The sequence below is a fragment of the Cryptosporangium minutisporangium genome, assembly GCF_039536245.1.
Lineage (GTDB): Bacteria > Actinomycetota > Actinomycetes > Mycobacteriales > Cryptosporangiaceae > Cryptosporangium > Cryptosporangium minutisporangium.
Genome location: NZ_BAAAYN010000093.1, coordinates 20,061 through 44,558, shown reverse-complemented (window position 1 = coordinate 44,558; position 24,498 = coordinate 20,061). Strand labels below are relative to the sequence as shown.

27 protein-coding genes are annotated in these 24,498 nt (G+C 70.4%); 14 read left to right on the top strand and 13 right to left on the bottom strand.

Annotated features, from left to right (window positions below):
- Positions 1–518 precede the first annotated feature (518 nt).
- Positions 519–1,922: a serine hydrolase gene (locus tag ABEB28_RS41605; RefSeq protein ID WP_345733835.1), complete on the bottom strand. Its 1,404-nt coding sequence runs from the start codon at positions 1,920–1,922 to the stop codon at positions 519–521.
- Positions 1,923–2,016: 94 nt separating this feature from the next.
- Between ABEB28_RS41605 and ABEB28_RS41600 the strand changes: the two genes are divergently transcribed.
- On the top strand, positions 2,017–3,021 hold the full coding sequence (locus ABEB28_RS41600; protein WP_345733834.1) for a 5'-3' exonuclease: 1,005 nt from the start codon (positions 2,017–2,019) through the stop codon (positions 3,019–3,021).
- A gap of 15 nt (positions 3,022–3,036) precedes the next feature.
- Here ABEB28_RS41600 and ABEB28_RS41595 read toward each other — a convergent pair whose 3' ends face one another.
- Positions 3,037–3,402 carry a MerR family transcriptional regulator gene (locus tag ABEB28_RS41595; protein ID WP_345733833.1) on the bottom strand — a complete coding sequence of 122 codons (366 nt, stop codon included), beginning with the start codon at positions 3,400–3,402 and terminating at the stop codon, positions 3,037–3,039.
- Positions 3,403–3,515: 113 nt separating this feature from the next.
- On the opposite strand from ABEB28_RS41595, the gene ABEB28_RS41590 reads away from it, so the two are divergent.
- On the top strand, positions 3,516–4,229 hold the full coding sequence (locus ABEB28_RS41590; RefSeq protein WP_345733832.1) for an SDR family oxidoreductase: 714 nt from the start codon (positions 3,516–3,518) through the stop codon (positions 4,227–4,229).
- A 137-nt stretch (positions 4,230–4,366) separates the two neighbouring features.
- On the opposite strand, the gene ABEB28_RS41585 is transcribed toward ABEB28_RS41590, so the two are convergent.
- A complete protein-coding gene (locus tag ABEB28_RS41585) occupies positions 4,367–4,741 on the bottom strand; it encodes a cupin domain-containing protein (RefSeq protein WP_345733831.1) in 375 nt (124 codons plus the stop codon).
- Positions 4,742–4,793: 52 nt separating this feature from the next.
- On the opposite strand from ABEB28_RS41585, the gene ABEB28_RS41580 reads away from it, so the two are divergent.
- From ABEB28_RS41580 to ABEB28_RS41570, 3 genes are all read left to right on the top strand, one after another.
- Complete coding sequence (locus ABEB28_RS41580) at positions 4,794–5,774, top strand: GlxA family transcriptional regulator (RefSeq protein ID WP_345733830.1); 981 nt, start codon at positions 4,794–4,796, stop codon at positions 5,772–5,774.
- Positions 5,775–5,851: 77 nt separating this feature from the next.
- On the top strand, positions 5,852–6,367 hold the full coding sequence (gene lspA / locus ABEB28_RS41575; protein ID WP_345733829.1) for a signal peptidase II: 516 nt from the start codon (positions 5,852–5,854) through the stop codon (positions 6,365–6,367).
- Between the two features lie 97 nt (positions 6,368–6,464).
- Complete coding sequence (locus ABEB28_RS41570; protein ID WP_345733828.1) at positions 6,465–7,358, top strand: siderophore-interacting protein; 894 nt, start codon at positions 6,465–6,467, stop codon at positions 7,356–7,358.
- Between the two features lie 6 nt (positions 7,359–7,364).
- Here ABEB28_RS41570 and ABEB28_RS41565 read toward each other — a convergent pair whose 3' ends face one another.
- Positions 7,365–8,531: a PucR family transcriptional regulator gene (locus ABEB28_RS41565; protein ID WP_345733827.1), complete on the bottom strand. Its 1,167-nt coding sequence runs from the start codon at positions 8,529–8,531 to the stop codon at positions 7,365–7,367.
- Positions 8,532–8,609: 78 nt separating this feature from the next.
- On the opposite strand from ABEB28_RS41565, the gene ABEB28_RS41560 reads away from it, so the two are divergent.
- Both ABEB28_RS41560 and ABEB28_RS41555 read left to right on the top strand, forming a co-directional pair.
- Entirely contained in the window at positions 8,610–8,975 is a 366-nt protein-coding gene (locus ABEB28_RS41560) for a PadR family transcriptional regulator (RefSeq protein ID WP_345733826.1), read from the top strand.
- Positions 8,972–10,339 carry a permease prefix domain 1-containing protein gene (locus ABEB28_RS41555; RefSeq protein WP_345733825.1) on the top strand — a complete coding sequence of 456 codons (1,368 nt, stop codon included), beginning with the start codon at positions 8,972–8,974 and terminating at the stop codon, positions 10,337–10,339. Before ABEB28_RS41560 ends, ABEB28_RS41555 begins: the two co-directional genes overlap by 4 nt.
- Positions 10,340–10,399: 60 nt before the next feature.
- Here ABEB28_RS41555 and ABEB28_RS41550 read toward each other — a convergent pair whose 3' ends face one another.
- From ABEB28_RS41550 to ABEB28_RS41540, 3 genes are read right to left on the bottom strand one after another with little or no spacing between them, the layout of a single operon-like run.
- Entirely contained in the window at positions 10,400–11,350 is a 951-nt protein-coding gene (locus ABEB28_RS41550; RefSeq protein WP_345733824.1) for a hypothetical protein, read from the bottom strand.
- Positions 11,347–11,694, bottom strand: a complete 348-nt coding sequence (locus tag ABEB28_RS41545) for a PadR family transcriptional regulator (RefSeq protein ID WP_345733823.1) — start codon at positions 11,692–11,694, stop codon at positions 11,347–11,349. Before ABEB28_RS41545 ends, ABEB28_RS41550 begins: the two co-directional genes overlap by 4 nt.
- A gap of 46 nt (positions 11,695–11,740) precedes the next feature.
- Positions 11,741–12,769: a LacI family DNA-binding transcriptional regulator gene (locus ABEB28_RS41540; RefSeq protein WP_345733822.1), complete on the bottom strand. Its 1,029-nt coding sequence runs from the start codon at positions 12,767–12,769 to the stop codon at positions 11,741–11,743.
- 83 nt (positions 12,770–12,852) lie between these two features.
- Between ABEB28_RS41540 and ABEB28_RS41535 the strand changes: the two genes are divergently transcribed.
- Complete coding sequence (locus ABEB28_RS41535) at positions 12,853–13,794, top strand: nucleoside hydrolase (RefSeq protein ID WP_345733821.1); 942 nt, start codon at positions 12,853–12,855, stop codon at positions 13,792–13,794.
- A complete protein-coding gene (add, locus tag ABEB28_RS41530) occupies positions 13,791–14,714 on the top strand; it encodes an adenosine deaminase (RefSeq protein ID WP_345733820.1) in 924 nt (307 codons plus the stop codon). The genes ABEB28_RS41535 and add overlap by 4 nt, the downstream gene beginning before the upstream one ends.
- A 49-nt stretch (positions 14,715–14,763) precedes the next feature.
- Here add and ABEB28_RS41525 read toward each other — a convergent pair whose 3' ends face one another.
- Positions 14,764–15,072: a helix-turn-helix domain-containing protein gene (locus ABEB28_RS41525; RefSeq protein ID WP_345733819.1), complete on the bottom strand. Its 309-nt coding sequence runs from the start codon at positions 15,070–15,072 to the stop codon at positions 14,764–14,766.
- Between the two features lie 555 nt (positions 15,073–15,627).
- On the opposite strand from ABEB28_RS41525, the gene ABEB28_RS41520 reads away from it, so the two are divergent.
- Positions 15,628–16,887, top strand: a complete 1,260-nt coding sequence (locus tag ABEB28_RS41520) for a PP2C family protein-serine/threonine phosphatase (protein WP_345733818.1) — start codon at positions 15,628–15,630, stop codon at positions 16,885–16,887.
- Between the two features lie 21 nt (positions 16,888–16,908).
- Here the strand turns inward: ABEB28_RS41520 and ABEB28_RS41515 are convergent, their stop codons facing one another.
- The gene (locus ABEB28_RS41515; protein WP_345733817.1) at positions 16,909–17,865 is read right to left on the bottom strand and encodes an acyl-ACP desaturase; all 957 of its coding nucleotides are present in this window, start codon (positions 17,863–17,865) and stop codon (positions 16,909–16,911) included.
- 292 nt (positions 17,866–18,157) lie between these two features.
- Here ABEB28_RS41515 and ABEB28_RS41510 point away from each other — a divergent pair, with 292 nt between their 5' ends.
- The 3 genes from ABEB28_RS41510 to ABEB28_RS41500 are packed head-to-tail and all read left to right on the top strand — an operon-like array spanning position 18,158 to position 21,508.
- Complete coding sequence (locus ABEB28_RS41510; protein WP_345733816.1) at positions 18,158–18,832, top strand: hypothetical protein; 675 nt, start codon at positions 18,158–18,160, stop codon at positions 18,830–18,832.
- 13 nt (positions 18,833–18,845) lie between these two features.
- Entirely contained in the window at positions 18,846–20,852 is a 2,007-nt protein-coding gene (locus ABEB28_RS41505) for a sensor histidine kinase (RefSeq protein ID WP_345733815.1), read from the top strand.
- On the top strand, positions 20,849–21,508 hold the full coding sequence (locus tag ABEB28_RS41500; RefSeq protein ID WP_345733814.1) for a response regulator: 660 nt from the start codon (positions 20,849–20,851) through the stop codon (positions 21,506–21,508). Before ABEB28_RS41505 ends, ABEB28_RS41500 begins: the two co-directional genes overlap by 4 nt.
- 74 nt (positions 21,509–21,582) lie before the next feature.
- Here the strand turns inward: ABEB28_RS41500 and ABEB28_RS41495 are convergent, their stop codons facing one another.
- The 3 genes from ABEB28_RS41495 to ABEB28_RS41485 are packed head-to-tail and all read right to left on the bottom strand — an operon-like array spanning position 21,583 to position 22,797.
- Positions 21,583–22,014, bottom strand: a complete 432-nt coding sequence (locus ABEB28_RS41495; RefSeq protein ID WP_345733813.1) for a VOC family protein — start codon at positions 22,012–22,014, stop codon at positions 21,583–21,585.
- 36 nt (positions 22,015–22,050) lie between these two features.
- Positions 22,051–22,509: a helix-turn-helix domain-containing protein gene (locus ABEB28_RS41490; protein WP_345733812.1), complete on the bottom strand. Its 459-nt coding sequence runs from the start codon at positions 22,507–22,509 to the stop codon at positions 22,051–22,053.
- 57 nt (positions 22,510–22,566) lie between these two features.
- Complete coding sequence (locus ABEB28_RS41485; protein ID WP_345733811.1) at positions 22,567–22,797, bottom strand: GntR family transcriptional regulator; 231 nt, start codon at positions 22,795–22,797, stop codon at positions 22,567–22,569.
- Between the two features lie 659 nt (positions 22,798–23,456).
- Between ABEB28_RS41485 and ABEB28_RS41480 the strand changes: the two genes are divergently transcribed.
- Positions 23,457–23,768 carry a hypothetical protein gene (locus tag ABEB28_RS41480; protein ID WP_345733810.1) on the top strand — a complete coding sequence of 104 codons (312 nt, stop codon included), beginning with the start codon at positions 23,457–23,459 and terminating at the stop codon, positions 23,766–23,768.
- A 468-nt stretch (positions 23,769–24,236) separates the two neighbouring features.
- Here the strand turns inward: ABEB28_RS41480 and ABEB28_RS41475 are convergent, their stop codons facing one another.
- Positions 24,237–24,473 carry a type II toxin-antitoxin system RelE family toxin gene (locus ABEB28_RS41475; RefSeq protein ID WP_345733809.1) on the bottom strand — a complete coding sequence of 79 codons (237 nt, stop codon included), beginning with the start codon at positions 24,471–24,473 and terminating at the stop codon, positions 24,237–24,239.
- Positions 24,474–24,498 lie beyond the last annotated feature (25 nt).

Sequence of the window (24,498 nt, the reverse complement as noted above, 5' to 3'; positions counted from 1 at the left end):
CGTTTTCAAGCCTACCCGATCCGGTCTCGCGGAACCAAATTCGCTCCGCTCCCTTATCGGGGCCTTGCCACCACCTTAATTCGCTGCACTTTCGCGCACCGAATTCGGTCGGCGTCTTGCTTTACTACCGTATCCGGTCGTCCTCGCGGCGCCAAATCGCCGCCTCGCCCGGCACAGCGCTCCCACCCGAGCCAGTATCGTTCACCAGCATCGGTCAGTTCGGCTGTTCGCCCGCGGGCCGGCCGACCAGCCGCTTGCGCGTCTGGCGTCTGTCCGTCTCCCCTGCGGGCCTTGAGAAATTTACGCGACACAACCGCCGGAGCGCAAACCGTTTAACGGTGGCGGTGGACACACGCCGGAAACCTCCGGTCGGCGACGGGGATCCCCGCTGGTCATGAGCTTTCCCAGCGGCTGGAAGCCGGTAAACGCGCTGCGCAGAGCGTCCCCCGGGGCGCAACGGACAGTGATGTGGACCCGCAGCCGCGTACGGCGGGTGGTGCCCGAGGCACGAGGCGCCCTCACGGGCGTTGCCCGCTCGCCGGGTTGCGGTGGGCCGTCACCGCGTCGTCGATGGCCTTACCGAGCTCGCCGAACTTCTGGGAGTACTCGACCGGATCGACGCCCGGTGGGTCTTTCGGCCGAGCCGGGTCGACGAATCGGCTCCCGAGGTTGGACTGGACCACCACGACGTACGACCGCCAGGGCTTACCCTGCAGCGACGTCACGATCCCGGCGTCGCTCCCCGAGGTCTCGGCGAGTCCGGTCTTGTGGGCGAACGTCACCTCGGCGGAGTCGTTGCACGGCCGGACGTCGCGTCCGTAGTGATGGTCGGGGAGCCGCACCGTTCCGTCCTGCGGATCCATCCACCGCGCCGGGGTCGTCTGGGGAATGCCCTCGGCCGGATACGGCCGGCCGCACCAGTTCGTGGTCGAGAGGACCTGATTGAGTCCCTGCGCCCGCAACAGCCCGAGGAAGGTGGCCTGGGACTCCGGACTCAGCACGTTCCGCGTCACCGGCGTCCCGTCCGGGGCGCGCCAGAGCGCTCCGGGCTCCGCGCTAGCCAGGAGGAGTAGCAGCTTCGCGGTGTCGAGCGAGCTCATCGTGATCTCGTTCGTCCAGTTGCCGCCGGTACGGGAATCGGTACCGCGGAGCTGGAGGGTGCCCAGGCCGAGGGACGCGAAGGTGCTGTTCAGCTCGTCGATCGCGTCGTGATCGTGGAGCAACTTCACCATCGCGCAGGCCGCGGGATTGGACGAGACCGTGATCATCTCGTCCAGGAAGGTGCGGATCGTCGCTGACCGTGGCCCTTCGCAGATCGGGCTCTGCTCCCCCACCGGCGCGTACGCGTGCCGGTCGGTCAGGGCGAGGTCGCCGCGGTCGACCAGGCGTAACACCCCGAAAGCCACCATCAGCTTGAACACCGACGCCGGATAGGGAGACATGAAGTCGACCGGCGCGTTCTCGCGGCCGGGGACGATGTCGACAGTGCCCTGACCGGCGTTGTCGCTCCACGCGGCGTCGTCCCAGCGGCGCCAGCGCACTGCGTCGGTGCTCAGGTTCTCGTCGAGCGGGATCACCAGACCGTCTCGGTACCGGGGGCTGACCAGCACGGTCGCCGCGGCGAGCGGACGCCCCCGCGCGTCGAGTTCGATCACCGTGGTGTCGACGTTCGGCACCAGCCCGAGGACCGGCGGCAGCGGTAACCCGAGGAACCGAACGTCGACCAGGTCGACGAAGCTCCGATCGTTGACCACCTGCAGCAGGTCGCGCGCCAGCCGCTCGTCGCGCCAGCTGATCTGGGTCGGGTCCAGCCCCGGCGGGCGTCCCGGCTCCAGCCGCTCCCCGCTGACCAGCCCACCGAGCAGAATGACCATCGCGAGAAAGCCGGCGGTAAGCGCCCGCCGCACCGCCCGCAGCGTCATCGGTCTCCTCCCGGGTCACCGGCACTCCAGTGTGGATGCTGTGGGCAAGGCCCGGGTCCGGGCGGATCGGCGCGGCTCGGCCTACGCTGGCTCCGTGTCTTCCCCGCCCCTGCTGCTCGTCCTCGACGGCAACAGCCTGCTGCACCGCGCTTACCACGCGGCGGCGACCGGGAAACTGATGGACGGGGACGACCGGCCGGTCTGGGCGCTGAAGGGCTTGGTCGGGTACGTCGCACGGGCGTCGGCGAAGCTCCGGCCGGACGCGGTCGTGGTCGGCTTCGACTGCCCGGAGCACTCCACGCGGCAGACCGACTACCCGCCGTACAAGGCGCACCGGCCGGAGAAGGCCGCCGACCTCTCGGAACAGATCGCGGCTGCGCCGGATCTGCTGCGGGCGACCGGCTTGTGCACCGTCGTTCCGCGCGGTTACGAGGCGGACGACGTCCTGGCGAGCGCCGCGGAGACGGCCCGTCGGGGCGGGTGGCGGTCGATACTCGTGACCAGCGATCGGGACGCGTTCGCGCTGATCGACGACGCGACATCGGTGCTGCGGGTGCGCAACGGCGGACTCGACGAAGCCGTGCTGATCACCCCCTCGACGTTGCACGACCTCTACGGGGTGCCGCCGACGCTCTACCGCGACCTGGCGGCGCTGCGCGGCGATCCGTCCGACAACTTGCCGGGGGTGCGGGGTTTCGGCACGATCCTGGCCGCCCGGCTGCTCGCCGAGTTCGGCAGTGTCGAGGCGGCGTGGGAGGCCTTGGACGGTGGTCACTCCGCGGACGTGCGTGCGGTCGTCGGTGACGTGGCCGCACGGAGCCTCGGGACGCCGGAGGCCCGGGAGCGCGTCGAGGTGAACCGCCGGCTGATGCGAATGCGGCCGGACCTGGATCTTCCGGCGCTGGACGCCGCCCGGCTGCCGCTCTCGTACGCGACGATGCGTCAGGCGCTGGCCGGGCGCGGGATCATTCTGGGGCCGTCGCTCTGGGCGTTGACCGGTCGGACGCCACCACCGGAGCCGGACCCCGAGCCGCCGAAGTACCCCCGGAGCCCGCGCGCCCGCCGGGAACCCTCCCCCGACCAGCTCGCGCTCTTCTGAGCGGAGCGTGCCCGCTCAGTGCTGGCAGGGCGTGCCATCGCGGAACGACACCGCGGCGCCGATCACCCCGTCGAGCCGGTCCCGGGTGGCGATCAGTTCGGCGATCTGGCGGTCGATGCGGTCGCGCTCGGTGGTGAGCCGATCGAGCAATTCGGGCGTGACGTCGCCGGAGTGGACGCACGGCAGGATCTCGAGGACCGACTTGCTGGACAGACCGGCGGCGTAGAGCTGCTGGATGAACCGCACCCGCTCGACCGCCGAATCGGCGTACCGGCGCTGGCCGCTCGGGGTCCGTTCGGAGGAGAGCAGCGACTGCTCTTCGTAGTAGCGCAACGCGCGCACGCTTACGCCGGCCTTCGTGGCGAGCTCTCCGATGCGCATTCCCCGCTCCTCCTGATTCCGGGCTCCTCGTGATCCGGGGCACAACCCTTGCCTCTGACGTCAACGTCAGGTTTTACGGTAACCGGAGAACAAGGCAGTCACTAGGAGGAATTATGAAAATCTCCGGTTCCGTCGCGCTCGTCACCGGCGCCAACCGCGGGCTCGGTCGCGAATTCGCGCGGGTGTTGCTTGAGCGTGGGGCGTCGAAGGTCTATGCCACCGCCCGCACGCCCGAACGCATCGACCTCCCCGGCGTGGAGACCCTGCGGATCGACGTCACCGACCCGACGTCGATCCAGGCCGCAGCCGACCTCGCCGCGGACGTCACGCTGCTGGTCAACAACGCCGGGATCGCCACCGGCACCAATCTGGTGCACGGCGACCTCGCGGACATCCGCCGGGAGCTCGACACCCACTTCTGGGGGACGCTCGGCATGGTCCGCGCGTTCGCACCGGCCCTGGAGCGGAACGGCGGCGGCGCGATCCTCAACGTCCTGTCGGCGCTCTCCTGGTTCGCGTACGACGGCGCCGGCGCGTACGGGGCGGCCAAGGCCGCGGCCTGGAACCTGACCAACGGGGTCCGGCTGGAGCTGGCACCGCGGGGGACGCTCGTCACCGGCCTGCACCTCGGGGCGGCCGACACCGAGATGATGGCCGACTACCAGGGCCCGAAGGTGGCGCCGGCGAACGTGGTGCGCGCCGCGCTCGACGGGATCGAGGCCGGTCAGATCGAGGTCGTGGTCGACGACTGGAGCGCCAACGTCAAGGCGTCGCTGGCCGGCGACCCCGCCGCGTTCTACGGCTCCGCCGCTCTCCCCGCGTCCTGACCCGTGCGACGGCAGCCGGCGGGCGGTGCGAGCGGTGTGCGTTCCGGCGACCTATGGCCGACCGAAACGCACAACGCTGAGCGGTGTGCGCTTTGGCCACCTATACCCGGCTGAAACGCACAATGCCGAGCGCCGCGCTAGAGCTCGTGGCCGGTCGTCGCGTCCACGTGGTCGGGCACCTCGTCGTGCCGGTCGCCGACGGTGGACGTCCCGGTGGGCTCGAACATCAGGATCGTCGCGCCGCCGGCCGACGACGGCTTGTGCGCGGTCCCCCGCGGCACCGTGAACACGTCGTCACGGCTCAGCGTGACCGCCCGGCCGGGCAGGTCGATCCGGAACTCGCCGTCGAGCACCAGGAAGAACTCGTCGGTGTGGTCGTGGGTGTGCCAGACGTGGTCACCGGCGACCTTGGCGACCCGAACGTCGTAGTCGTTGACCCGGGTGACGATCCGCGGGCTCCAGAGCGCATCGAAGGACGCGAGGACGGTAGGCAGGGAGATCGGTTCGCTCATGCCGACGATCCTGGGCTACCGAAGCGCGCGCCGAGGGTGCTAGGAATCGCACATGACGCAAGGATCCTTGCATCGGGTCGTGGTCCTGGTCGACGAGAACTCGAACCCGTTCGAGCTGGGCTGCGCGACCGAGGTGTTCGGCCTGCGCCGACCCGAGCTGGGACGTGACCTCTACGACTTCCGGCTCTGCGCGGCGTCGCCACGCACCCGGATGCGGGACGGCTTCTTCACGCTGGCCGGCGTCGCGCCGCTCTCCGCGCTGGAGCGGGCCGACACGGTGATCGTGCCGAACCGCCCGGACATCGACGCGCCACGCCGTCCCCGGGTGCTGGCCGCGATCCGGGCGGCGCACGAGCGGGGAGCCCGGTTGATCGGCTTCTGCAGCGGCGCGTTCACGTTGGCCGAGGCCGGAGTGCTGGACGGGAGGCGCGCGACCGCGCACTGGCAGTGGGCCGACTCGTTCCGCCGGAGGTTCCCGCGCGTCCGGCTGGAGCCGGACGTCCTGTTCGTGGACGACGGGGACATCCTCACCGCGGCCGGTAGCGCGGCCGCCCTCGACCTCGGCCTGCACGTGGTCCGCCGGGACCACGGCGCGGAGGTCGCGACCGCGGTCAGCCGGCGGCTGGTGTTCGCCGCACACCGGGACGGGGGGCAGCGGCAGTTCGTCGAGCGTCCGATCCCGCGGGCACGGGACGAGTCACTCGCACCGCTGCTGGCGTGGGCGCAGGCCCACCTGGACGAGCCGCTGACGGTCGCGGAGCTGGCCGCTCGGGCCGCGATCAGCGCGGCGACGCTGCACCGCCGGTTCCGGGCCGAACTGGGGACGACGCCGCTGTCCTGGCTCACCGCGGAGCGGGTCGCGCTCGCCTGCCGGCTGCTGGAACGCGGCGACGTCCAGATCGACATGGTGGCCCGGCGCGCGGGGATCGGCACCGCCGCCAACCTCCGGTCCCTGCTCCGTCGCGAGACCGGACTGACGCCGACCGAGTACCGCCGCCGATTCGCGCCACCCGTTCCGAGCTTGCAGGGATGAGCGAACGAGCCCGGGGAAGAACGGACGACGACGACGCCGTCCCGACCGCCACGAGCGGCGAACCGTATCGTCAGGGAGTGAACACCGGTCAGCAGGCGGTGCGGTACGGACGGTTCCTGATCGTCGCCGCGCTCGTCCTCGTCGTCGATCAGGCGTCCAAGTTCTGGGCGGTTCGGGCACTCGCGGACGGTCGCGAGTTGACGGTGCTGCCCCCGCTGATCGACTTCCGCCTGGTCTACAACAGCGGGGCCGCCTTCTCCATCGGCAAGTCCGTCACCTGGGTCTTCACGCTGGCAGCAGCAGCCGCCGTGGTCGGCATCCTGTACTACGGCCGGCGGGTGACGTCGACCGCGTGGGCGCTGACGCTGGGCGCGGTGCTGGGCGGAGCGGTCTCGCACCTCGGCGACCGGCTGTTCCGCGAACCGGGCTTCGCGCGCGGGCACGTCGTCGACTTCATCGACTACAACGGGTTGTTCGTCGGCAACGTCGCGGACATCGCGCTGGTTCTCGGGGCGGTGGCGCTCGCGGTGCTCAGTTGGCGCGGCGTTCCGGTGCGGGACGTGCCCGAGCGAGATGTTCCCTCGCCGACATAGCCACGGTACGGATGGTTAGCCTAACCTAATCGAGGCGATCCGACGCGTGCGGAATCGCTGATGCACCGTGCCCGCGGCCCGAGGAGCTGTCGTCCTGATGAGCGGAACCCCGTTGCCCATGCGGGTGTGGACCGGCGAAGTGGTCCGCACCGAGGACCTCACCCCCGCGCTGCGCCGCGTCGTGTTCGGCGGCCCCGGCCTCGCCGGATACGCCAGCACCGGCGTGGGCGACGAGTACCTGCGCCTGGTCTTCCCGACCGACGACTCGCGGACGCCGATCCTCCCGACGGTCACCGACAACTGCCTGGACTACGGCTCCATCGACCTGAACACGATGCGGACCTACACCGTGCGGGCGTTCGACCCGGCGACCGGTGAGGTCACGATCGACTTCGTCGTCCACGACGGCGGCGTGGCCGCCGAGTGGGCACGGAAGGCGGCCCCAGGTGATTTGGTCGGGCTGAACACCCCGGACGGCATGTACGACCCGCCGGCCGGGCTGGAGTGGCAGTTCCTCATCGCCGACTTCGCCGCGCTGCCGGCCGCCGCCCGCCTGATCGAGAACGCACCGCCGGGCGTCCGGACGCACGTCGTGCTGGAGGTGCCGGACGCCGCCCACCACGTCGAGCTGGCCCCGCGCCCCGGTGTCGAGGTCACGTGGATCCACGGCGGCAACGGGCACAGCCCGAGCCGGCTCGAACAGTGCGTGCGCTCGCTCCCGCAGCCGGACGGCGTCGGATACGTCTGGGTGGCGGGCGAGACCCGGGAGATGCGTGGCGTCCGGAAGTACCTCCGGAAGGAGCGCGGGCTGCCGTCGACCGCGTTCAAGACGGTCGGGTACTGGACCGACGGCGCGGAGCGCTGGCGGGAGGGGTACGCGGCGCTCGACACGGAGACCAAGGAGTCGCTGGAAGCGCTCTGGAGCATCGACGCGGATCTGACCGACATCGAGATCCAGTACGACGAGCGCCTCACGCGCCTCGGACTCTGAACGGAGTCAGCGCGCGCCGGGAAAACGGCCGAGGAAGAACAATGCCATTCGGACGCGGAAGCGGGCGGCAGGATCGGCGGGGTCCACGGGGAGCAGCTCGGTGATCCGCGCCAGCCGCCGGTCGAGCGTGTGCCGGTGCACGTGTAGTGCTCTGGCGGTGGCGATCCGGACCGCGCCGTTCTCGAGGTAGGACACCAGCGTCTCGAGCAGCTCCTCGTCGTCGGCGAGCGCTCCGAGCGTGTGCCGGACGAACAGGTCGCGGTCGGTAGCGGGCACGGAGAGCAGCGCGCCGAACGGGGCGGCGTCGGCGGCGTCCCAGCGGTCGGCACCGACGTGCGTGGCGACCTCGGCGGCCCGGATGGCCCGGCGCAGCGCCGAGCGGTAGTCGGAACCGGCTATCCGGGCGAGCCCGCACGCGCGAGGCAGCTCGTCCGGCTCGGCCGCGCTCAGCATCACCGTCCACCCGTCGACCTCGCCGACGAGCGCGCCCGGGTATCGACGCTGCAGGTCAATAGCCGGACGGACCGCGCCGTCAGCCGCCGACGGCCCCTCGCCGGGCGTCGCGAAGGCAGGCGTCGCCACCGCCCAGCGGAACCGGACATCGACGCCGTTGCGGTGCACGCGGGCGGCGAGGCTCGCGGAGTCCTCGCGATCCGCCAGGATCGCCTCCAGCAGGGACTGCTGATCGTGCTGGCGGCCGACGGCCGCCGCGACCGCCACCTGCTCGTAGCCGGCCGCCGCGCCGATCGTCGCCGCCTGCAGGAACCGCATGCCCCGACGAAGGGCGCGCCCCAACGTCGCGGCATCGACCTTGCCGTCCTCGGCGAGCCGTTCGATGGCGAGGTCGGTCAGCACGTCGGCGGCGATCTGGTACGCCAGGATCGTGTACTCGAGCGGCACGCCGGTCATCGCCCGCTCGACGGCCACCAACCGCACGCGATCGGTCACCGGGGTCAGCGGGGCGTCGGCGACCATCTGGTCGATGGTCAGAGCGATCGTCTCGATCATCTTGCCGCGGACGTCGGCCACCGTGTCGGGCGACGCCGATGCCGCGATCGGGATCCGGACGAGCATCTCCGCGAGGATCCGGTCCGCGACGTCGTCCAACTCGTTCCGGAGTTCCTGGAGCACTCGAGCCGCGGCGTCGAGGGTGCTGGCTCGCGCGTCGGGCATGGTCCGCAGCGTAGGGGGTTGCGGCGAGCCCTATACCTAGAACTACTATGCATCGCAGTTCTAGGGTTAGGCGGTCGCATGCACATCACGAAAGACCTCGTCGCCGCGTCGGCGACGCCGCTCGTGCTGGGGATCCTCACCGAGGGCGAGAGCTACGGCTACGCGATCCTCAAGCAGGTCAACGAACTCTCCGGCGGACAGCTGGAGTGGACCGACGGCCTGCTCTACCCGTTACTGCACCGCTTGGAGCGGCTCGGTCACGTCGAATCGTTCTGGGAGACGCCGGCCGGTGGGCGCCGCCGGAAGTACTACCGGATCACCGACCAGGGCCGCGCCGAACTGGTCGAGCAACGGCGTCAGTGGGCCGCGGTCGTCGACGCGTTGCGCGGCGTCTGGAATCGCACCGAGTCGTTCGGGACGCCGGCCTTCGGAGCCGGGCTATGACCGTCGACAGCGAGAACGGTCTGGAGGGTCAGATCGCCGAGTGGCGGGCGTACATGGACCGCCGACGCGAGCTGCACCGCAACGACGCCGACGAGCTGGAGGACCACCTCCGGGACCGGATCTCCGAGCTGACCGAGTCGGGGCTGCGTCCCGACGAGGCGTTCCTGATCGCGGTCAAACGCATGGGTAGCCTCGACGAGGTGTCGCGGGAGTTCGCCCGCGAGCACTCCGAGCGGCTCTGGAAACAGCTCGTGCTGCCCGGGGAGCCGGACGCGTCCACCGCCGAGCGACCCCGTCGCGAGCTGCTCGCCATGGTGATCTGCGCGGGAGTCGCGGCGGTCGGATTCAAGCTGCCGGCACTGTTCGGGTTCGGCCTGGACGACGACGCGTACTTCTACGCCCGGAACTTCAGCCTCTTCGCGCTGGTGCCGCTGGCGGCGTACTTCGTCTGGCAGCGCCAGGTCGGGATCCGGGTCATCGGTGTGCTCGCGGCGCTGTTCGTGCTCGGTGCGGTCGCCGCGAACGCGTACCCGTTGGATGAGGACTCGCAGTCGGCGGTGCTCACCGCGATCCATCTGCCGCTGGCGCTCTGGCTGGTGGTCGGTGTCGCTTACGTCGGCGGCGATTGGCGGTCCGGGCGGCGGCGGATGGACTTCATCCGGTTCACCGGGGAGTGGCTGATCTACTTCGTCCTGCTCGCCCTGGGCGGTGGCGTGCTCACCGCGTTCACCGCGGGTACGTTCGCGGCGATCGGGCTGGACGCCGAGGTGTTCATCAGCGAGTGGCTGCTGCCCTGCGGCGCCATGGCGGCGGTCGTGGTGGCGGCGTGGCTGGTCGAGGCGAAGCAGAGCGTCATCGAGAACATGGCGCCGGTACTGACGCGGGTGTTCACGCCGCTGTTCGCGGTCGCCCTGCTGGCGTTCCTGGGAGCGCTCGTCTGGACCCAGAACGGCATCGACGTCGAGCGCGACGTGCTGATCCTGTTCGACTTGCTGCTCGTCGTCGTGCTGGGGCTGCTGCTCTACGCGCTGTCCGCACGTGACCTCACGGCCCGGCCCGGCTTGTTCGATCGGTTGCAGCTCGCGCTCGTTGTCACTGCGCTGATCATCGACGTCGTCGTGCTGCTGGCGATCACCGGCCGGATCACCGAGTGGGGGTTCACGCCCAACAAGTCCGCGGCGCTGGGCGAGAACCTGATCCTGCTCACGAACCTGGCCTGGTCGGCGTGGCTGTTCTTCGGGTTCGTGCGCGGCCGCGCGCCGTTCGCACGCCTGGAACGGTGGCAGACCGGGTACGTCGCGGTGTACGCGGTGTGGGCCTGGGCGGTCGTGCTGTTGTTCCCGTTCGTGTTCCAGTTCGACTGAGACGGACGCCGAGCCCGCGCGCCATGCCGGGGCGCGCGGGCTCGGCGCTGCCGGGCGACGTCAGGCCGGGACTGCCGCGGGCGCGGTGGCCTCCCGGTTAGCGGCCCTCACCATCGCGACGCCGAACGCGGCCAGCGCGAATACCGCGGTGGGGACCACGTTCCCGCCCCAAGGGCCGGTGTCGATGGTGTACATCGCGACCGGGTCCGACGGCACCGCGCCAACCCACGGCCAGAGCACGATCCGCGGAAACCACAGCGGGCTCGAAGTCAGCGAGCTCCACCCTGCCGTCGGCTCCGGAAGCCCGCCGAGCGCGACCGCCAGGTCGGTCATGACGAGGACCGACACCACCGCGGCGAGCCGCGAGCGCCGGGCGAACCGAGCCGTCACCGCGATGCCGCCGACCAGCACGGCCGCGGCGATCGCCACCATCAGCACGTGGTCGACGTAGACCGCCACCTGCGCCAGGCTGGCGACGATCGCCGGCGGCAGCAGGAGCGCCAGCCCGAGCGTGAGCACGGCGATCCGCGCCCACGCTGCGGACCCGAACGACGTCGCCCCGAGCCGGCGGCCGATCGCCGCACCGAACAGCCCGGCGCCGAACGCGATCGCGACCGGCGTCGCGGTTACCGCGACCACGGCGACGATCCAGCCGGACGACAACCGTGACGCACCCTCGGTGACTTCCCAGAGCACCGCGAGCGCCGCGAGCATCCCTAGGCAGACGACCGCCGGGCCGACCACGGCGGCCGCTACCGGTCCCGCCCCTGATCGCCGCACTCCGAGGCTCCGCTCCCGGGCCTGCGGCGGCCGCGCCACGGCGAGGCTGGCGGCGTACCGCAGAGCCCGCACCGACCGTCGGACCGGGGTACCGGCGAGGGCGTGGAGTTCGGCCTCCCACTCCCGCTGTGCGTCGGCCCGCTCCTCCGCCGGCCACCGACGCGCAGCCGACCGCAGCAGCGCCCCGGCGAGAGCGGCGACCGGCGCAGGCAGGCCGTTCCCGGCGCTCACCACGCGCTCCTGGTGACGGTGCCCGGTGCCGTGCGGAGCGTGGCACGCGCCGCCGAGCCGGTACGGGCGTGCAGCACGGCCAACGCGTTGCGGGCGCGCTCCACGCCGTCGGCCGTCAGGCGGTAGTAGCGCCGGGCCGGCCGGCCGGCCTCCACCGGGTCGATCTCCTCCCAGTGCGTCTCGGCCCATCCGGCGCGTTGCAAGCGGGTGAGGATCGGATAGAGCGTGCCGCTGGGCAGCCCGGACCCCTCCATCAGCTCGAGGCCGTACCGGTCGGCAGTGGGATCTTGGAGGAAGGCGGCGAGCACGGCGGCGACCGCGACGGTTACCCTGAGATCATCCATACTCGGGATTCTACATAGGGGTGCAACAGGACAATCACCACTTAGTTCACGCCTTGAGCGTCGTGTTCGGTCGATCGGGAGAGCATCCGCAGCTTCGTCGGATCGCGAGGCCGAACGGCCGGCGTCGGACGATCGCGGGAGCTCGCGCCGGATCGAGCACCACCTCGACGGCATCCTCCCCGAGAGCGGCGAACGGTGCCGTGAGCGTGGTGAGGGCAGGCACGAGGTAGGCGCCGAGCTCGGTCCCGTCGATGCTGACGAGCGCAAGATCGTCCCCGACCCGGCGCCCGACCTCGGTGGCGGCACGGAGCGCGCCGAGGGCGTGTTCGTCGGTGGTGGCGCACAGGGCGTCGATCTGCGGGTCGGCGGCGAGCAACGCGAGGGTGGCGCGATAGCTGTCGTCGCGGAGATTCGGGAACGGACACGACACCGCGAGCTCGGGCCGTTCGTGTGCGGCCAGCACGGCGCGGGCTCCGCGGACCCGGAGACTGACCGGATCGTCCGCCTCGGCCGTTCCGTCACCGAGGAGGGCGATGCGCCGGCAGCCGTGCGCGAGGAGATGCTCGACGGCCCGGCGCCCGGCGTCGGTGTCGTCGCCGGCGATCCCGGGCGCGTCGGGGTGGGTGCGATGCACCAGGACGTGCGGGAGCCGGTTCCGGCGCAGCAGCTCCACCGCGGCGGCCGGGTCGTCCGAGGGAACCAGGACGACCGCGTCCACGCGGGCGCCGAGGAGCGCCCTGAGTTGGTCACTCTCGCGAGCGACGTCGAAGTGGGCGTTGCCGACGAGGAGCCGGTACCCACGCGCGAAGGCGGCGTCCTCGATGGCGCGCGCGAGCTCCGCGAAGAACGGTTTTGCCATGTCCGGCACTACCAGACCGAGCGTCTCGGTGCGGTTGACCCGCAGGGCCCTCGCCTGGCTGTTGCGGCGGTAGCCGAGTTCGTCGACCGCGGCGAGCACGCGCGCCCGGGTGTCGGCCGCGACCGGGCGAGGTCCGTCGTTGAGTACGTAGCTCACGACCGCGGTCGACGTACCGGCGCGCGCAGCGACGTCGCGGATCGTTGGTCCGGGTGCCATGGTCCCGTCATCCTCGCTCTTGACTCGGGCGGGCGACGCCCGCCACGATCATTCTAATCGTTTAGACAACGGAAGGCGGGCCCGTGACCCGATTGGTCGTCGACACCGACACCGCGTCCGACGACGCTGTCGCGCTGCTGTTGGCCGCTCGCACGCCCGGCGTGACGATCGAGGCGATCACCACGGTGGCGGGCAACGTGCCGCTGCCGCAGGCGACCCGCAACGCGCTCCTCACGCTGGAGATCGCCGGTGCCGCCGAGGTTCCCGTGCACGCCGGCTGCGAACGACCACTCCTGCGCTCCCCGCAGACCGCCCAGCACGTCCACGGCGACGACGGGATGAGCGACGCTCCGCTGCCCGAGCCCACCGGCGCCGCCCGCAGCGAACACGCCGTCGACGCTCTGCTGCGATTGGCCTGTGACCACGGAGCCGACCTCACCCTCGTCACGCTCGGCCCGCTGACCAACCTCGCCGCAGCGCTCCTGCGCGACCGGAACCTGCTGGGCCGGTTCCGGCACACCTACTGCATGGCGGGTGCGGCCGACGCACGCGGCAACATCACGGCCACCGCCGAGTTCAACGTCTGGGCCGATCCGGAGGCGGCCGCGATCGTCTGCGACGCCGCTACCCCGGACACCGTCACCTGGATCGGCTGGGACGCCTCCCGCCGAGACGCGGTCATGACGCCCGAGCGGCAGCGTCGCCTCCGCGCCCTCGGCACCCCGCTGGCGCTCTTCGCCGACCGGATCAACCGGGCCGTCGACACGTTCGCGACCACGGTGACCGGCCTGGACGGCTACGACCTACCGGACCCGCTGGCGATGGCGGTGGCCCTCGAACCTGGCTTGATCCAGCAGGCGGAGGAGGCGCGAGTGCACGTCGCCACCGGTGGCGAGGCGCGCGGACAACTGCTCGTCGACCGCCGCGGCACCGCCGCACCGCCCAACCTCCGTCTCGTGCGGCGCGTCGACACCGAGGGTTTCCAGCGCATGCTGCTGAACGCGTGCCGCGGGGAGGCGGCGTGAACCGGTACGAGCTGCACTGCCATCTCGACGCCTCGGTACGACCGGACACCATCGCCGCTCTCGCCGCCGAGCAGCGGCTCGCGCTGCCCGCGTCGGTCCGCGCGCTCGCCGACGCGCCACCCGACGTGGGCAGCCTGCACGCGTTCTTGTCCTACATCGACGTCGCGTTGGACGTACTGCAGACCCCGCACGCGCTGCGCCGGGTCGCCGCGGAACTCGTCGCCGACTGGCATGCCGACGGCGTCGTCTACGGCGAGGCCCGATTCGCCCCGCAGCTGCACACCCGGGCCGGCCTGACGATCGACGACGCCATCGACGCGGTCGCGGCGGGCCTCGCCGACGGTGCCGCCGCCACCGGCGTCCGCACCGGGCTGTTGTTGTGCTGCCTGCGACACCAGGAGCCGTCGGTCAGCATGACGGTCGCCGATGCCGCCGTACGCCGTCGCGACGTCGTCGCCGGGCTGGATCTGGCTGGCGATGAACGACTTCCCGGCCTTCCGCACCGGGAGGCCTTCGACCTCGCGCAGAGCGTCGGCCTGCCGGTGACCATCCACGCCGGGGAAGCGGCCGGGCCCGCCAGCGTGTGGGAGGCCCTCGACGTCCTCGGCGCCCGCCGCATCGGGCACGGCGTGCGCAGCACCAGCGACGCCGCGCTCCTGGACCGGCTGCGGCGCGACCTGGTCGCCCTGGAGTTCTGTCCCCGCTCGAACGTCCTCACCCGAGCCGTTCCCACGCTGACGGCGCACCCCGCCGACCGCCTGCTCCGCGCCGGGTTGCAGGTCACCGTCAGCACGGACACCCGGACCACCGCCGACACGACGCTCACGGCCGAGTTCGACGCGCTCGCCGCGACCTTCGGATGGACGGGTGTCGAGGAACAGCTCTGTCAGGACCATGCCGCGCGGGCGGCCTTCCGGTGAGCGCGGGTCGCTACGGCGGCCACGACCCGTCCGCCGCTCACCGGAGACGTCAGTCGTTGGAGTTCATGGCCCGGTTGAGTCGCAACGCTTCTTCGAGTTGATCTTCGAGAACGATGATGCGGCAGGCGGCATCCAGGGCGGTGCCCTGATCAACGAGTTCTCGGGCTCGAGCGGCCAGCCGAAGTTGGTACCGCGAATACCGACGATGCCCGCCGGCGGAGCGGTGCGGGTTGATCAGCTTGGCCTCGTCCAGGCTGCGCAGGAATCCCGGCGTCGTGCCGAGCATCTCCGCGGCGCGGCCCATCGTGTAAGCCGGATAGTCGTCGTCTTCGAACAGCTCTTCAGGGCTTTGGCCCATGCCACCTCCACGTCTGGGCCCCGGTGCCGTAGCACCGGGGCCCAGGAACACGAGTTGAACACCATCTATCGACAGTCGCGTCGATCGAACTGCGGTATCCGCTCCCCCGTCGAGACGGTCGAAGCGGGAGATCCCACGGGTGTCGAACTCCTTCCTCTCGCGACTTTTCTGCCGTTACTTCACCTGCTGCACTACGCGGTTGGAGCAGCCTCCCTACACACACCAGGCTTCTCCACTTGCCGCATTCCCGGGTAGGTCTCCCCGCCCGGAGGGACTGCATTTCGTGCGGTACAGCCACTGCCATCCCGGAACCGGTCACACATCCCCGGCCCCCGCTACTGCCTCGGTAGGGCAGGTCGTCAGCGTCTTTGCGTTCTCTCTTGCGACATCAGGAACGTTAGTCACTCGGTCCCAGAAAGTCTAGTCCCGCCACGATAGATTTTCTCCGCCCCGGACGACGCCTTAGTTGTCCGGCTGGTCCGAGATCCCGCCGTCCGCGCGCCGAGCAGCGTCCTCCCCGGCGGCGGGGCATCCCCACGTCATAAGCTCACCGCCGTGAGCACCGACGGAGCGGGGGCGAAGGCGTTGTGGGAGGTGCTCTTCGCGGTGGAGAGCGCGGCGCCGGTCGACGCCGTCGAGGCGGTCACCAGGCAGTTGATGACAACCCTGGGGGCCACGTCCGCGTCGTTCCTCGTCGCCGACCTGAGCGGCAGAGCGTTCGTCCGGCTCGCTCAGATCCCGATGGGCACACCCGACGGCACGCGCCAGCAGGACGACGAGTTCGCCACCGTCGTCCCGTTCGACGGCGGCCCGCAGGAACTGGCAGTCCGTACCCAGCGCATCCAGATCTGTCCGGAGCGGGGAGGTTACGTCGCCATCGCGCCGGTCACCGAGCGCGGTGAAGCCATCGGACTGCTCGAGGTCACCCTCCCGACCCAGCCCGACGCCACAGCTCTGGACGCCATCTCCCGCGGCGCCCACGTGCTGGCGTTCGTGGTGATCGCCGCGCGGCGGCACACCGACCTGTTCGAGTGGGGCCAGCGCACGACGCCGTTCAGCCTCGCGGCGGAGATCCAGCGGCGCCTGCTCCCCAGCGCCTTCACCTGCGAAGCGAGCGCCTTCACGCTCTCCGCGTGGTTGGAGCCGGCGGCCAGCATCGGCGGCGACACCTTCGACTACAGCCTGGCCCGCGACGTGCTGCACATGAGCATGACCGACGCAATGGGCCACGGAGTCAACAGCGCGCTACTGGCCACTCTGGGAGTCGGCAGCCTGCGCAACAGTCGTCGGCAAGGCATGTCGCTGACCGATCAGGCCCGCGCAGCCAATCAAGCCTTGAGCACCAACGCTCCCGGGGGCTTCGGATTCTTGACCGGGCTCGTCGCCCGACTCGACCTCCGCACCGCGGTCCTGACGATCGTCAACGCCGGACACGTTCCGCCGCTGCTCGTCCGGGACGGAACCGTGGAGGCCTTGACCCTTCCGGTCGACCGCCCGTTCGGAATGATCCCCGGGGAGAGCTACCGCTCCACCGAGCTGACTCTGCGCCCTCGTGACCGGCTGGTGCTGCTCACCGACGGCATGCTCGAACGGCGCACCGCCGCGCTCGATCTCTCCACCCGCCTGCCGGAACTCACCGACCTGCATCCCAGGGAGGTCACGCGTGCGCTGGCCGACGCGGCGCTCGCCGTCGCCGGCCCCGTGCTCGCCGACGACGCCTCTCTTCTCGTGCTCGACTGGCACGGCGGGCACGCCACTCCGCGGCAGACCGAGAACGGCGCGGACACCGACCGGGCAAGCGCCACGACCGAGTAGCCAGGGTGCGCCCGGGTGCCGTCAGGCGGCGCCGTTGCCCGACCGGGCCGCCTTCTTCGCGGCAATTTTGTCGCGGCGCTCGCTGAATCGCGTTGCCTGGCGGTCCAGCTCGTCGAGGAACTCCACCAGTTCGTCGCGGGCCTTCTCGCCGTCGTCGGACAGACCGGTGACCTCGAGGGCCCTGAGGTTGCGCAGCACCGGAATCACCACCTCGTCGTGGTGGATCCGCAGGTCGTAGATGCCGGCCATCGCGATCTGGACCGACTTGCGACCGAAGTTCTCGATGCTGTGCCCAGGCATCTGGAACGTCTTCACGACGTCGCAGACGGCTCGCATCGCCGCGTCGGGCGCCAGCTCGAACGCGGCGCCGAGCAGGTTGCGGTAGAAGATCATGTGCAGGTTCTCGTCCGCGGCGACGCGGGCCAGCAACTGATCGCAGATCGGGTCCGCGCTGATCCGGCCGGTGTTGCGGTGCGAGACGCGGGTGGCCAGCTCCTGGAACGACACGTACGCGATGCCGTGCAGCACCGTGTCGTCCAGGTAGGCGTTCTGGAAGCCGGTGCCCATGTGCACCATCCGGGCCCGCTCCAGCGCGATCGGGTCGACGGCTCGGGTCGTCAGCAAGTAGTCACGGATCGCGATCCCGTGACGGCCCTCCTCGGCGGTCCACCGGTGGACCCAGGTGCCCCACGCACCGTCGCGGCCGAACATCTGCGCGATCTCGTGGTGGTAGCTGGGGAGGTTGTCCTCGGTGAGCAGGTTGACGATGAGCGAGGTACGCGCCACGTCCGAGAGCGTGGACTGCTCCTCCGACCAGGCCTCACCCCCGAGGACGCCGTCGAAGTCGGTGCCCTGGCTCCACGGGACGTACTCGTGCGGGAACCACTCCTTGGCCGTGGCCAGGTGCCGGTTCAGGTTGGTCTCCACGACCGGTTCGAGTTCGAGGAGCAGGCCGGTCGTCGACAAGCGGTCAGTCATACCGGGAACTCCTTGACTCTGGTTACGCTTCCGTAACCTACGGTACCGTAGTCCAGGAAATCGGCCAGGCGGTCGTCCGGGAACTCGGCGCATCCCGGTGTGCGCGCTCAGTCCTACTACCCGGCCGATCGGCCACGAACGCATCGATCGCGGGTGGTTCACTCCCCCACTCGGCCGAACAGGCGCCCGGGCACAGCCGGGACACCGCTCCCGTGTGCCCGGGACAGCGCCGCCGTCATCGTCTCGCTCCAACGGCCCGAACGTGACGGCCGCGATCGACGGGAGGCGTCGAGTGGAGCGCACAGCGACCTGGGTGAGGCCGGCCGACACCGGAACGGAGTGGTCCCACCGACGGCGCATCGCCGCGGCGGCGGCGCTGGTGGCAGCCGGGGTGTTGCAGTTGGTGGAGGACGTCGTCGAGCCCGCTTACGACGACCCGGCCGCGCGCTTCGCCGCGATGGCCCGCGATTCGACGCCGTTCGAGGTGTCCAAAGCGTTCGGCATCGCCGCGCTGCCGTTCCTGCTCGTCACCGCGCTCGTCCTGTTGGGGCTGGCCCGGCGTAACGCCCCGCGGCTGGGCTGGACGGCCGGCACGATGACCTTCTGCGGATTCGTCGGCCTGTCGGTGCTGCAAGGCGTCGAACTCGTCGAGATCGTGGCGCTGAAGGGCGGGCTCGGCGTCGCTGAGGTGCAGAAGATCGACGACGCCGTCACCGGGTCGGTCGGTGCGATTCCGGTCGTCGTTCTGTTCCTCTCGGCACCGTTGGGGCTGCTCTTGCTCGCGGTCGCGCTGTGGCGAGCCGGCACCGCGCCGCGCGGTGCGTTGCTGCTCGTCGTGGTCATGGTGCTGGCCGACTTCGGCCTGTTCGGCGTGCTGCCGTTCCCGGTCCACATCATCTGGCTAGCGGCCTTGAGCTGGATAGCCTGGTCCCTGCTGGCACGCCCGCAGCCGCCGCAGTACGGCTGACCCGGGAGGACTAGTGCGGAGCTGGGCTCGCGTGGTCACCGCGGCCGTCCCCTGCGTGGGGGCGGCCACGGTCAGCGCCGTCGTGCTCGGCCTGCTGCTCGCGCGGGCGAACGGGCACGGTGCCGGGGATCTCGTCCGGGAGAACCTGGCGAACAACGGCGTCCTGGGCGTGGGGTTCGCGGTCGCCGCGGTGCTGGTGCTCCGCACCGACCCGGCGCACCTGCTCGGCTGGGTCTTCCTCGCCGAAGCAGTTCTGAACACGGTGACGCTGACCGGGCAGCAATGGGCCGAGCACGGAACTCTCCCGCTGAGCGGGCTCGCCGCCTGGATCTCGTCCTTTGCCTGGTGGCCGGCGTATCTCCTGTTGGCGGGAGCGATCCCGCTGTTGTACCCGGACGGACGGCTGCCGTCGCGGCGGTGGCGTCCCGTCGGGTATCTCGCGACGGTCGCCACCGCCGTCGCCGCACTGGCCTTCGCGCTCTCCGACCAGCTGCTGGCGGACTCGTTCCCCACGCTAGTCAACCCACTGGCCCCGAGCGGTGTGCCGGACGGCGCGATGGTCGCCGTCGCCGCCGCCGGCCTGCTGGTCTGCGCCGGGTGCGGACTCGCCGGGCTGACGTCGGTGGCGATACGGATGCGCCGCGCCGTCGGCGAGGAACGCGGGCGGCTGGCCTGGTTCCTCGCCGCGCTGTTACTGCTGATCGTGGTCAACGTCGCCGGGCTGAGCAACTGGATCGTCCTGGTGGCGGTGGCATTCCTCCCGGTGGCCCTCGGCGTCGCGGTCGTCCGGCACGGCTTGTACAACGGCGACCGGCTACTCAATCGCACGCTGGTCTACACCGCACTCACCGGCCTGATCATCGGGGTCTTCGCGATCGTGGTCGGCCTGCTGGGCCATGGTCTGGGCGGCCCGGGAACCGGGGCGGTGATCGCCGCAGTCGTCGTCGCCGCCGGACTGAACCCGGCGCGCGCACTGGTACAGCGCGCCGTCGACCGGCTCCTCTACGGTCAGCGTCGCGACCCCTATGCGGCGCTCACCGGGCTCGGCGACCGGCTGTCCGACGCGTTGAGCCCTGCCGACGTCCTGCCGATCGTCGCCCGAACACTCACGATCGCGCTGCGTTTGCCCTACGCGGCCGTCCTGCTCGGCGACGACGAGTTGCCCGCAGCAGCGCACGGCGAGCCGGCGGGGACCTCGGTGACGTTGCCCGTGCACCACACCGGACAGCAGGTCGGCCGACTCGTCGTCGGGCTCCGGTCCGGGCAGCGGACGCTCGATCACGGCGACGAGCAACTGCTGCGCGACTTCCTCCCCTACGTCGGCGTCGCAGTGCACACCGCCCGGCTCACCGACGACCTACGCAGATCGCACGATCGCGCCCTCCGAGCCGGCGACCAGGAACGACACCGCATCCGGCGGGATCTGCACGACGGACTGGGTTCGACACTGGCCGGCCTAGCCCTCGGCATCGGGGCGGTACGCCGCTCGCCGGGCGGCCGGGATCCGCAGACCGCTCGCCTGCTGACGCAGTTGCAGGACGAGCTGCGCCAGTGTCTTCAGGATGTCCGGGACCTGGTGGCACACCTGCGACCGACACCGCTGGACGAGGTCGGCCTGCTCGAAGCGCTTCGTCAGCACGCCGACGCGTTGAGCGAACGCAGCGACGGCTCGCTCACCGTCACGGTCTCGGCGGCCGAACCTCTGCCGCTGCTGGACGCCGGTGTCGACCTCGCCGCGTACCGAATCGCGATGGAGGCGATGACCAACGTGGCTCGGCACGCCCACGCCCGGCAGTGTGCGGTCGAGCTCGGGGCGGTCGAACTCGGGACGGGCGCCGGAGCGATCCGGCTGGTTGTCACGGACGACGGGGTCGGCCTGAGCGCCCGAGGACAGCAGGGACTGGGACTGCGGTCGATGTCCGAACGAGCCCGCGAACTCGGCGGATCATGTGAGTTCACCGCGGCCGAACCGAGCGGTGTCACCGTGACCGCCACCCTGCCCTTAGGGAGGACCGCATGACGATTCGGGTGCTCATCGCGGATGACCATCCCGTGTTCCGGCGCGGCCTGCGTTCGGTACTCGACACCGCCGCGGGCATCGAGGTCGTCGGCGAGGCGGCGGATGGTGCGGCCGCGATCGAGGCGGCGATCCAGCTCACGGCGAACGTCGTCCTGATGGACCTGCACATGCCAGGACTGACCGGGATCGACGCGACCAGGGCGCTCGCGCGCGACGCGCCGCAGATCGCGGTTCTCGTGCTCACCATGCTGGAGAACGACGAGTCGCTCTTCACGGCGCTGCGGGCCGGTGCGCGAGGCTACCTGGTCAAGGGCGCCGAGGAAGAGCGGGTCATCCGTGCGATCCATGCGGTGGTCGACGGTGATCTCGTGCTGGGCCCCGGCATTGCCGAACGGGCTCTGGCGTACTTCGCGAACGCCGGCAACGGAAGCCGGGCGGCCCGGCCGTTCCCCGAGCTGACGGATCGGGAGGTCGAGATCTTACGGCTGATGGCGCAAGGGCTGACGAACATCGAGATCGCCCGGCGGCTGCATCTGTCCGACAAGACGGTGCGCAACTACACGTCCGCCGTCTTCACGAAGTTGCATGTGGAACACCGTGCTCAAGCCATCATCCGGGCTCACCAGTCCGGCTTGGGCTTGCCACCGTCCCTCTGAGGCCTCTGCCTTGACTTGACTTGAATGGCAGGCTCGTCCCGTCGACCGGGCGGCAGCTCCGCCCGACGCGCGCATCAGGCCGACGCGTCCTGGGCAGCGTCCCCTTGCTGAAGGATCCGGATCGCGTTGCCGGACGGATCCCGGAGGCCCATGTCGGTGCCGTAGAAGTGGTCGGCGGGCTCCTGCGTGAAGTCGGTGAAACCACTCGCTTGGAGAGATTCGAACAGCCCCCGGACATCGTCGGTGGTCAGGACGAGGCCCGTCAGAGCGCCCTTCGCGATCAGCTCACGGAGTTGCTCGGCCGTCGCTTCGTCGTGCAGCGGCGGGCCTGGCTGCTCCAGGCAGATCTCCGTGCCGCCGTCACCCGGGGCCCGAACGGTCAGCCAGCGGTAAGAGCCCTGCTGGACGTCGTTTCCCTTCTCGAGCCCCAGCTTGTCGACGTAGAACTGCAGCGCTTCGTCCTTGTCACGGACGAAGATGGTCGCGACGTTCAGCCCGGTGATCATCTCCAGCTCTCCTCTGCCAGCGTGATGGGGACGTCGTCAGGCTAGGGAAGCCACCCCGACGGCGGCTTCTCCAAAACTGCTCGATCGTGTCGCCGCGGCCGCTGCGGCCCGCGGCCGGGTGTTCGCCATCTGGACGCAGTGGGGCACGACGACCGGCAGGTGAGCGCGGCGGTAGCCCGACGGTGTCTCCCCCACGATCGCCCGGAACGTCCGGCTGAACGTCCCGAGGCTGTTGAAGCCCACGTCGGAGCAGACGTCGGTGACGCTGCGGCCGGTCTCCCGCAGCAGGAACATCGAGCGCTCGATCCGCCGCCGCTGCAGGTAGCGGTGCGGCGTTTCACCGAACACTGTGCGGAAGCAGCGGCTGAAGTGCGCCGGCGAGAGGTGGGCCACCGTCGCGATGGCACGAACATCGAGCGGCTCGGCGTACGACCGGTCGATCGCGTCGCGGGCCCGGAGCAGGCGCCGGTTGAGATCTTCGACCTCTCGGCTCACGTCGCAATGCTAGGGAACTCCCGGCCTTGCCGCGGCGGTCGGGTGTTGCCCGATCGATCAGGACTCACGGACGAACGTGCCGCAGCCATGACGGGTCACTACGAGCCCTTCGTCGCGCAGCACCTCCATCGCCAGGCGCACGGTGTTGCGGGCAACGCCGTAGCGTTCGATCAGGTTGGCCTCGGAAGGAATCGCCGCGCCCGGCCCGTAGACGCCGCCTCGGATGTCGGCGCGCAGAAGGTCGGCCAACTGCCGATACAGCGGACGGCCGAGACTTGGGTCGATCACGCCGCCACCCTACTGCTTATTCCAACGAGCATGAACCCCGTCCACGTGACAGTCCTTCACCGGTCACCCGCGATGAGTTACTGCCAGCGGCGATGCGCCCGCGCATCGCGTCGGCGAGTTGGATCCGATGCTGCGGCTGACCGGGCACGAGCGCCTCTACTCCGCAGGAGTGCTGGCGGGGGTCGGTGTCCGAATTGCCGGCGGGTCAATCGGCCACAGGAACAGGGCGCCGAGGCAGCCCGCAAGGAACGCGATCAGGACGAAGCCGCTGAGGACGACCAGGCTGGCGGGCTTCACGGCGCTCAGCGCGGGTGCCGCAACTCGTCGTAGCCTCCGGCGATCCTCCAGACGATCAGGGCGCCGCTGGTACAGACGCGCGCCTTCCCGGTGGCGGAGACCAGCCAGCGGAGTCCGTAAGGCTCCAGTTCCTGCTACAAGGCCAGTTCGTCCTGAGCGCATGGTCGTTCATCGGCCGCCGCGGGTGAGAACTGAGCGTGGGCGGTGACATGCTTCGCGGGTCGAGGAGTGACATCGTCGCCCGCTCACTCGTCGCTGCCTCATGGCGAGTGACCCGACTCGACTTTGCGACAGGCTTGGCGCTGAGCCTCCGGGTCTGCCGTACTCGCGGTGACCACTGGTCAAGACGGAAGGGAGAGGCTGTGAGTCGACGCCGCGGTGGCGAGGTGAACGCGCTGGCCGGCCAGCTGGCCCGGGCCTCGGCGATGGAGGCGTGCCGCGACTGGGAGGGCATGAGCGAGGACGAGCGGGTCGCGTGGATCGCAGCGTGGCAGCCGACCGCGTTGGCAGCGAGGGCGCGGCGGGCGCTGCCGCTTTCGGATCAAGAGATCACCACGATCGCGCAGACACAGCGACGGATCCAACCGGCCGGTGGGGAGCCGCCCAGCGTCGGGATGAAAGAGGCGGCGTTCATGGTGATCGACCTGCGGATCCGGGAGGGCGGGCAGCGGTGAACGCGAACTTGGAGAGGCCACGTGCCTTGAGGCGTAGCGTCCGAAGCCCAGCAAGCGCAACGAACAGGTAGCGATCAGCCAGGCCGAGGGCGTGTCGGCACGGTCCGGATCGACGGGGCTGCGACGTTCGCGGGCCGAGACAAAGCCGGGCAATGGACCAGCTGGTACCGAGAAGCGGTTCCACTCGCAGAAGAGCGATACGCGAGTTACCTGAAAGAGAAGAGGAGCCATGAGCACTCATGGCTACGACCGGGCCCCTTCCTCAGTGAATTCTCCCTGACGCCGCTGACCGCGCTGGGGTCGAGGCGAGCACGCCTCGTTGTCGGCTGATCGGGAACGACCGGCAGGCGTCGAATCCCCTCCTGTTCGACCGCTACGCGGCGACGCGGGCTACTCAACGCGCACCGCAGAGCGTCGAAATGTTTGCTGTTGCGGACAGAAACCGGTCCACCCTGGATCGCGATCCGGTCAGGTCCGATAGGCGTCCCGTCGGTGCGCGATATCGACGACCGTGACGACGCGCTCCTTGTCGTCAATGCGATACAGGATCCGATAGGTCCCGCGGCGTGCACTGTATCGATCGTTGAGCGGCGGCAGCAATTGCTTGCCTGCCCGATACGGGTTCTCGCACAGCGGACCGGTCATGAACTCGTAAGCGGCAACCGCCACTGGCTCCGGTAAGCCCTGCGCCAGCGACCGCCGCACCGATGGTGTCGTGCGCAGGCTGTAC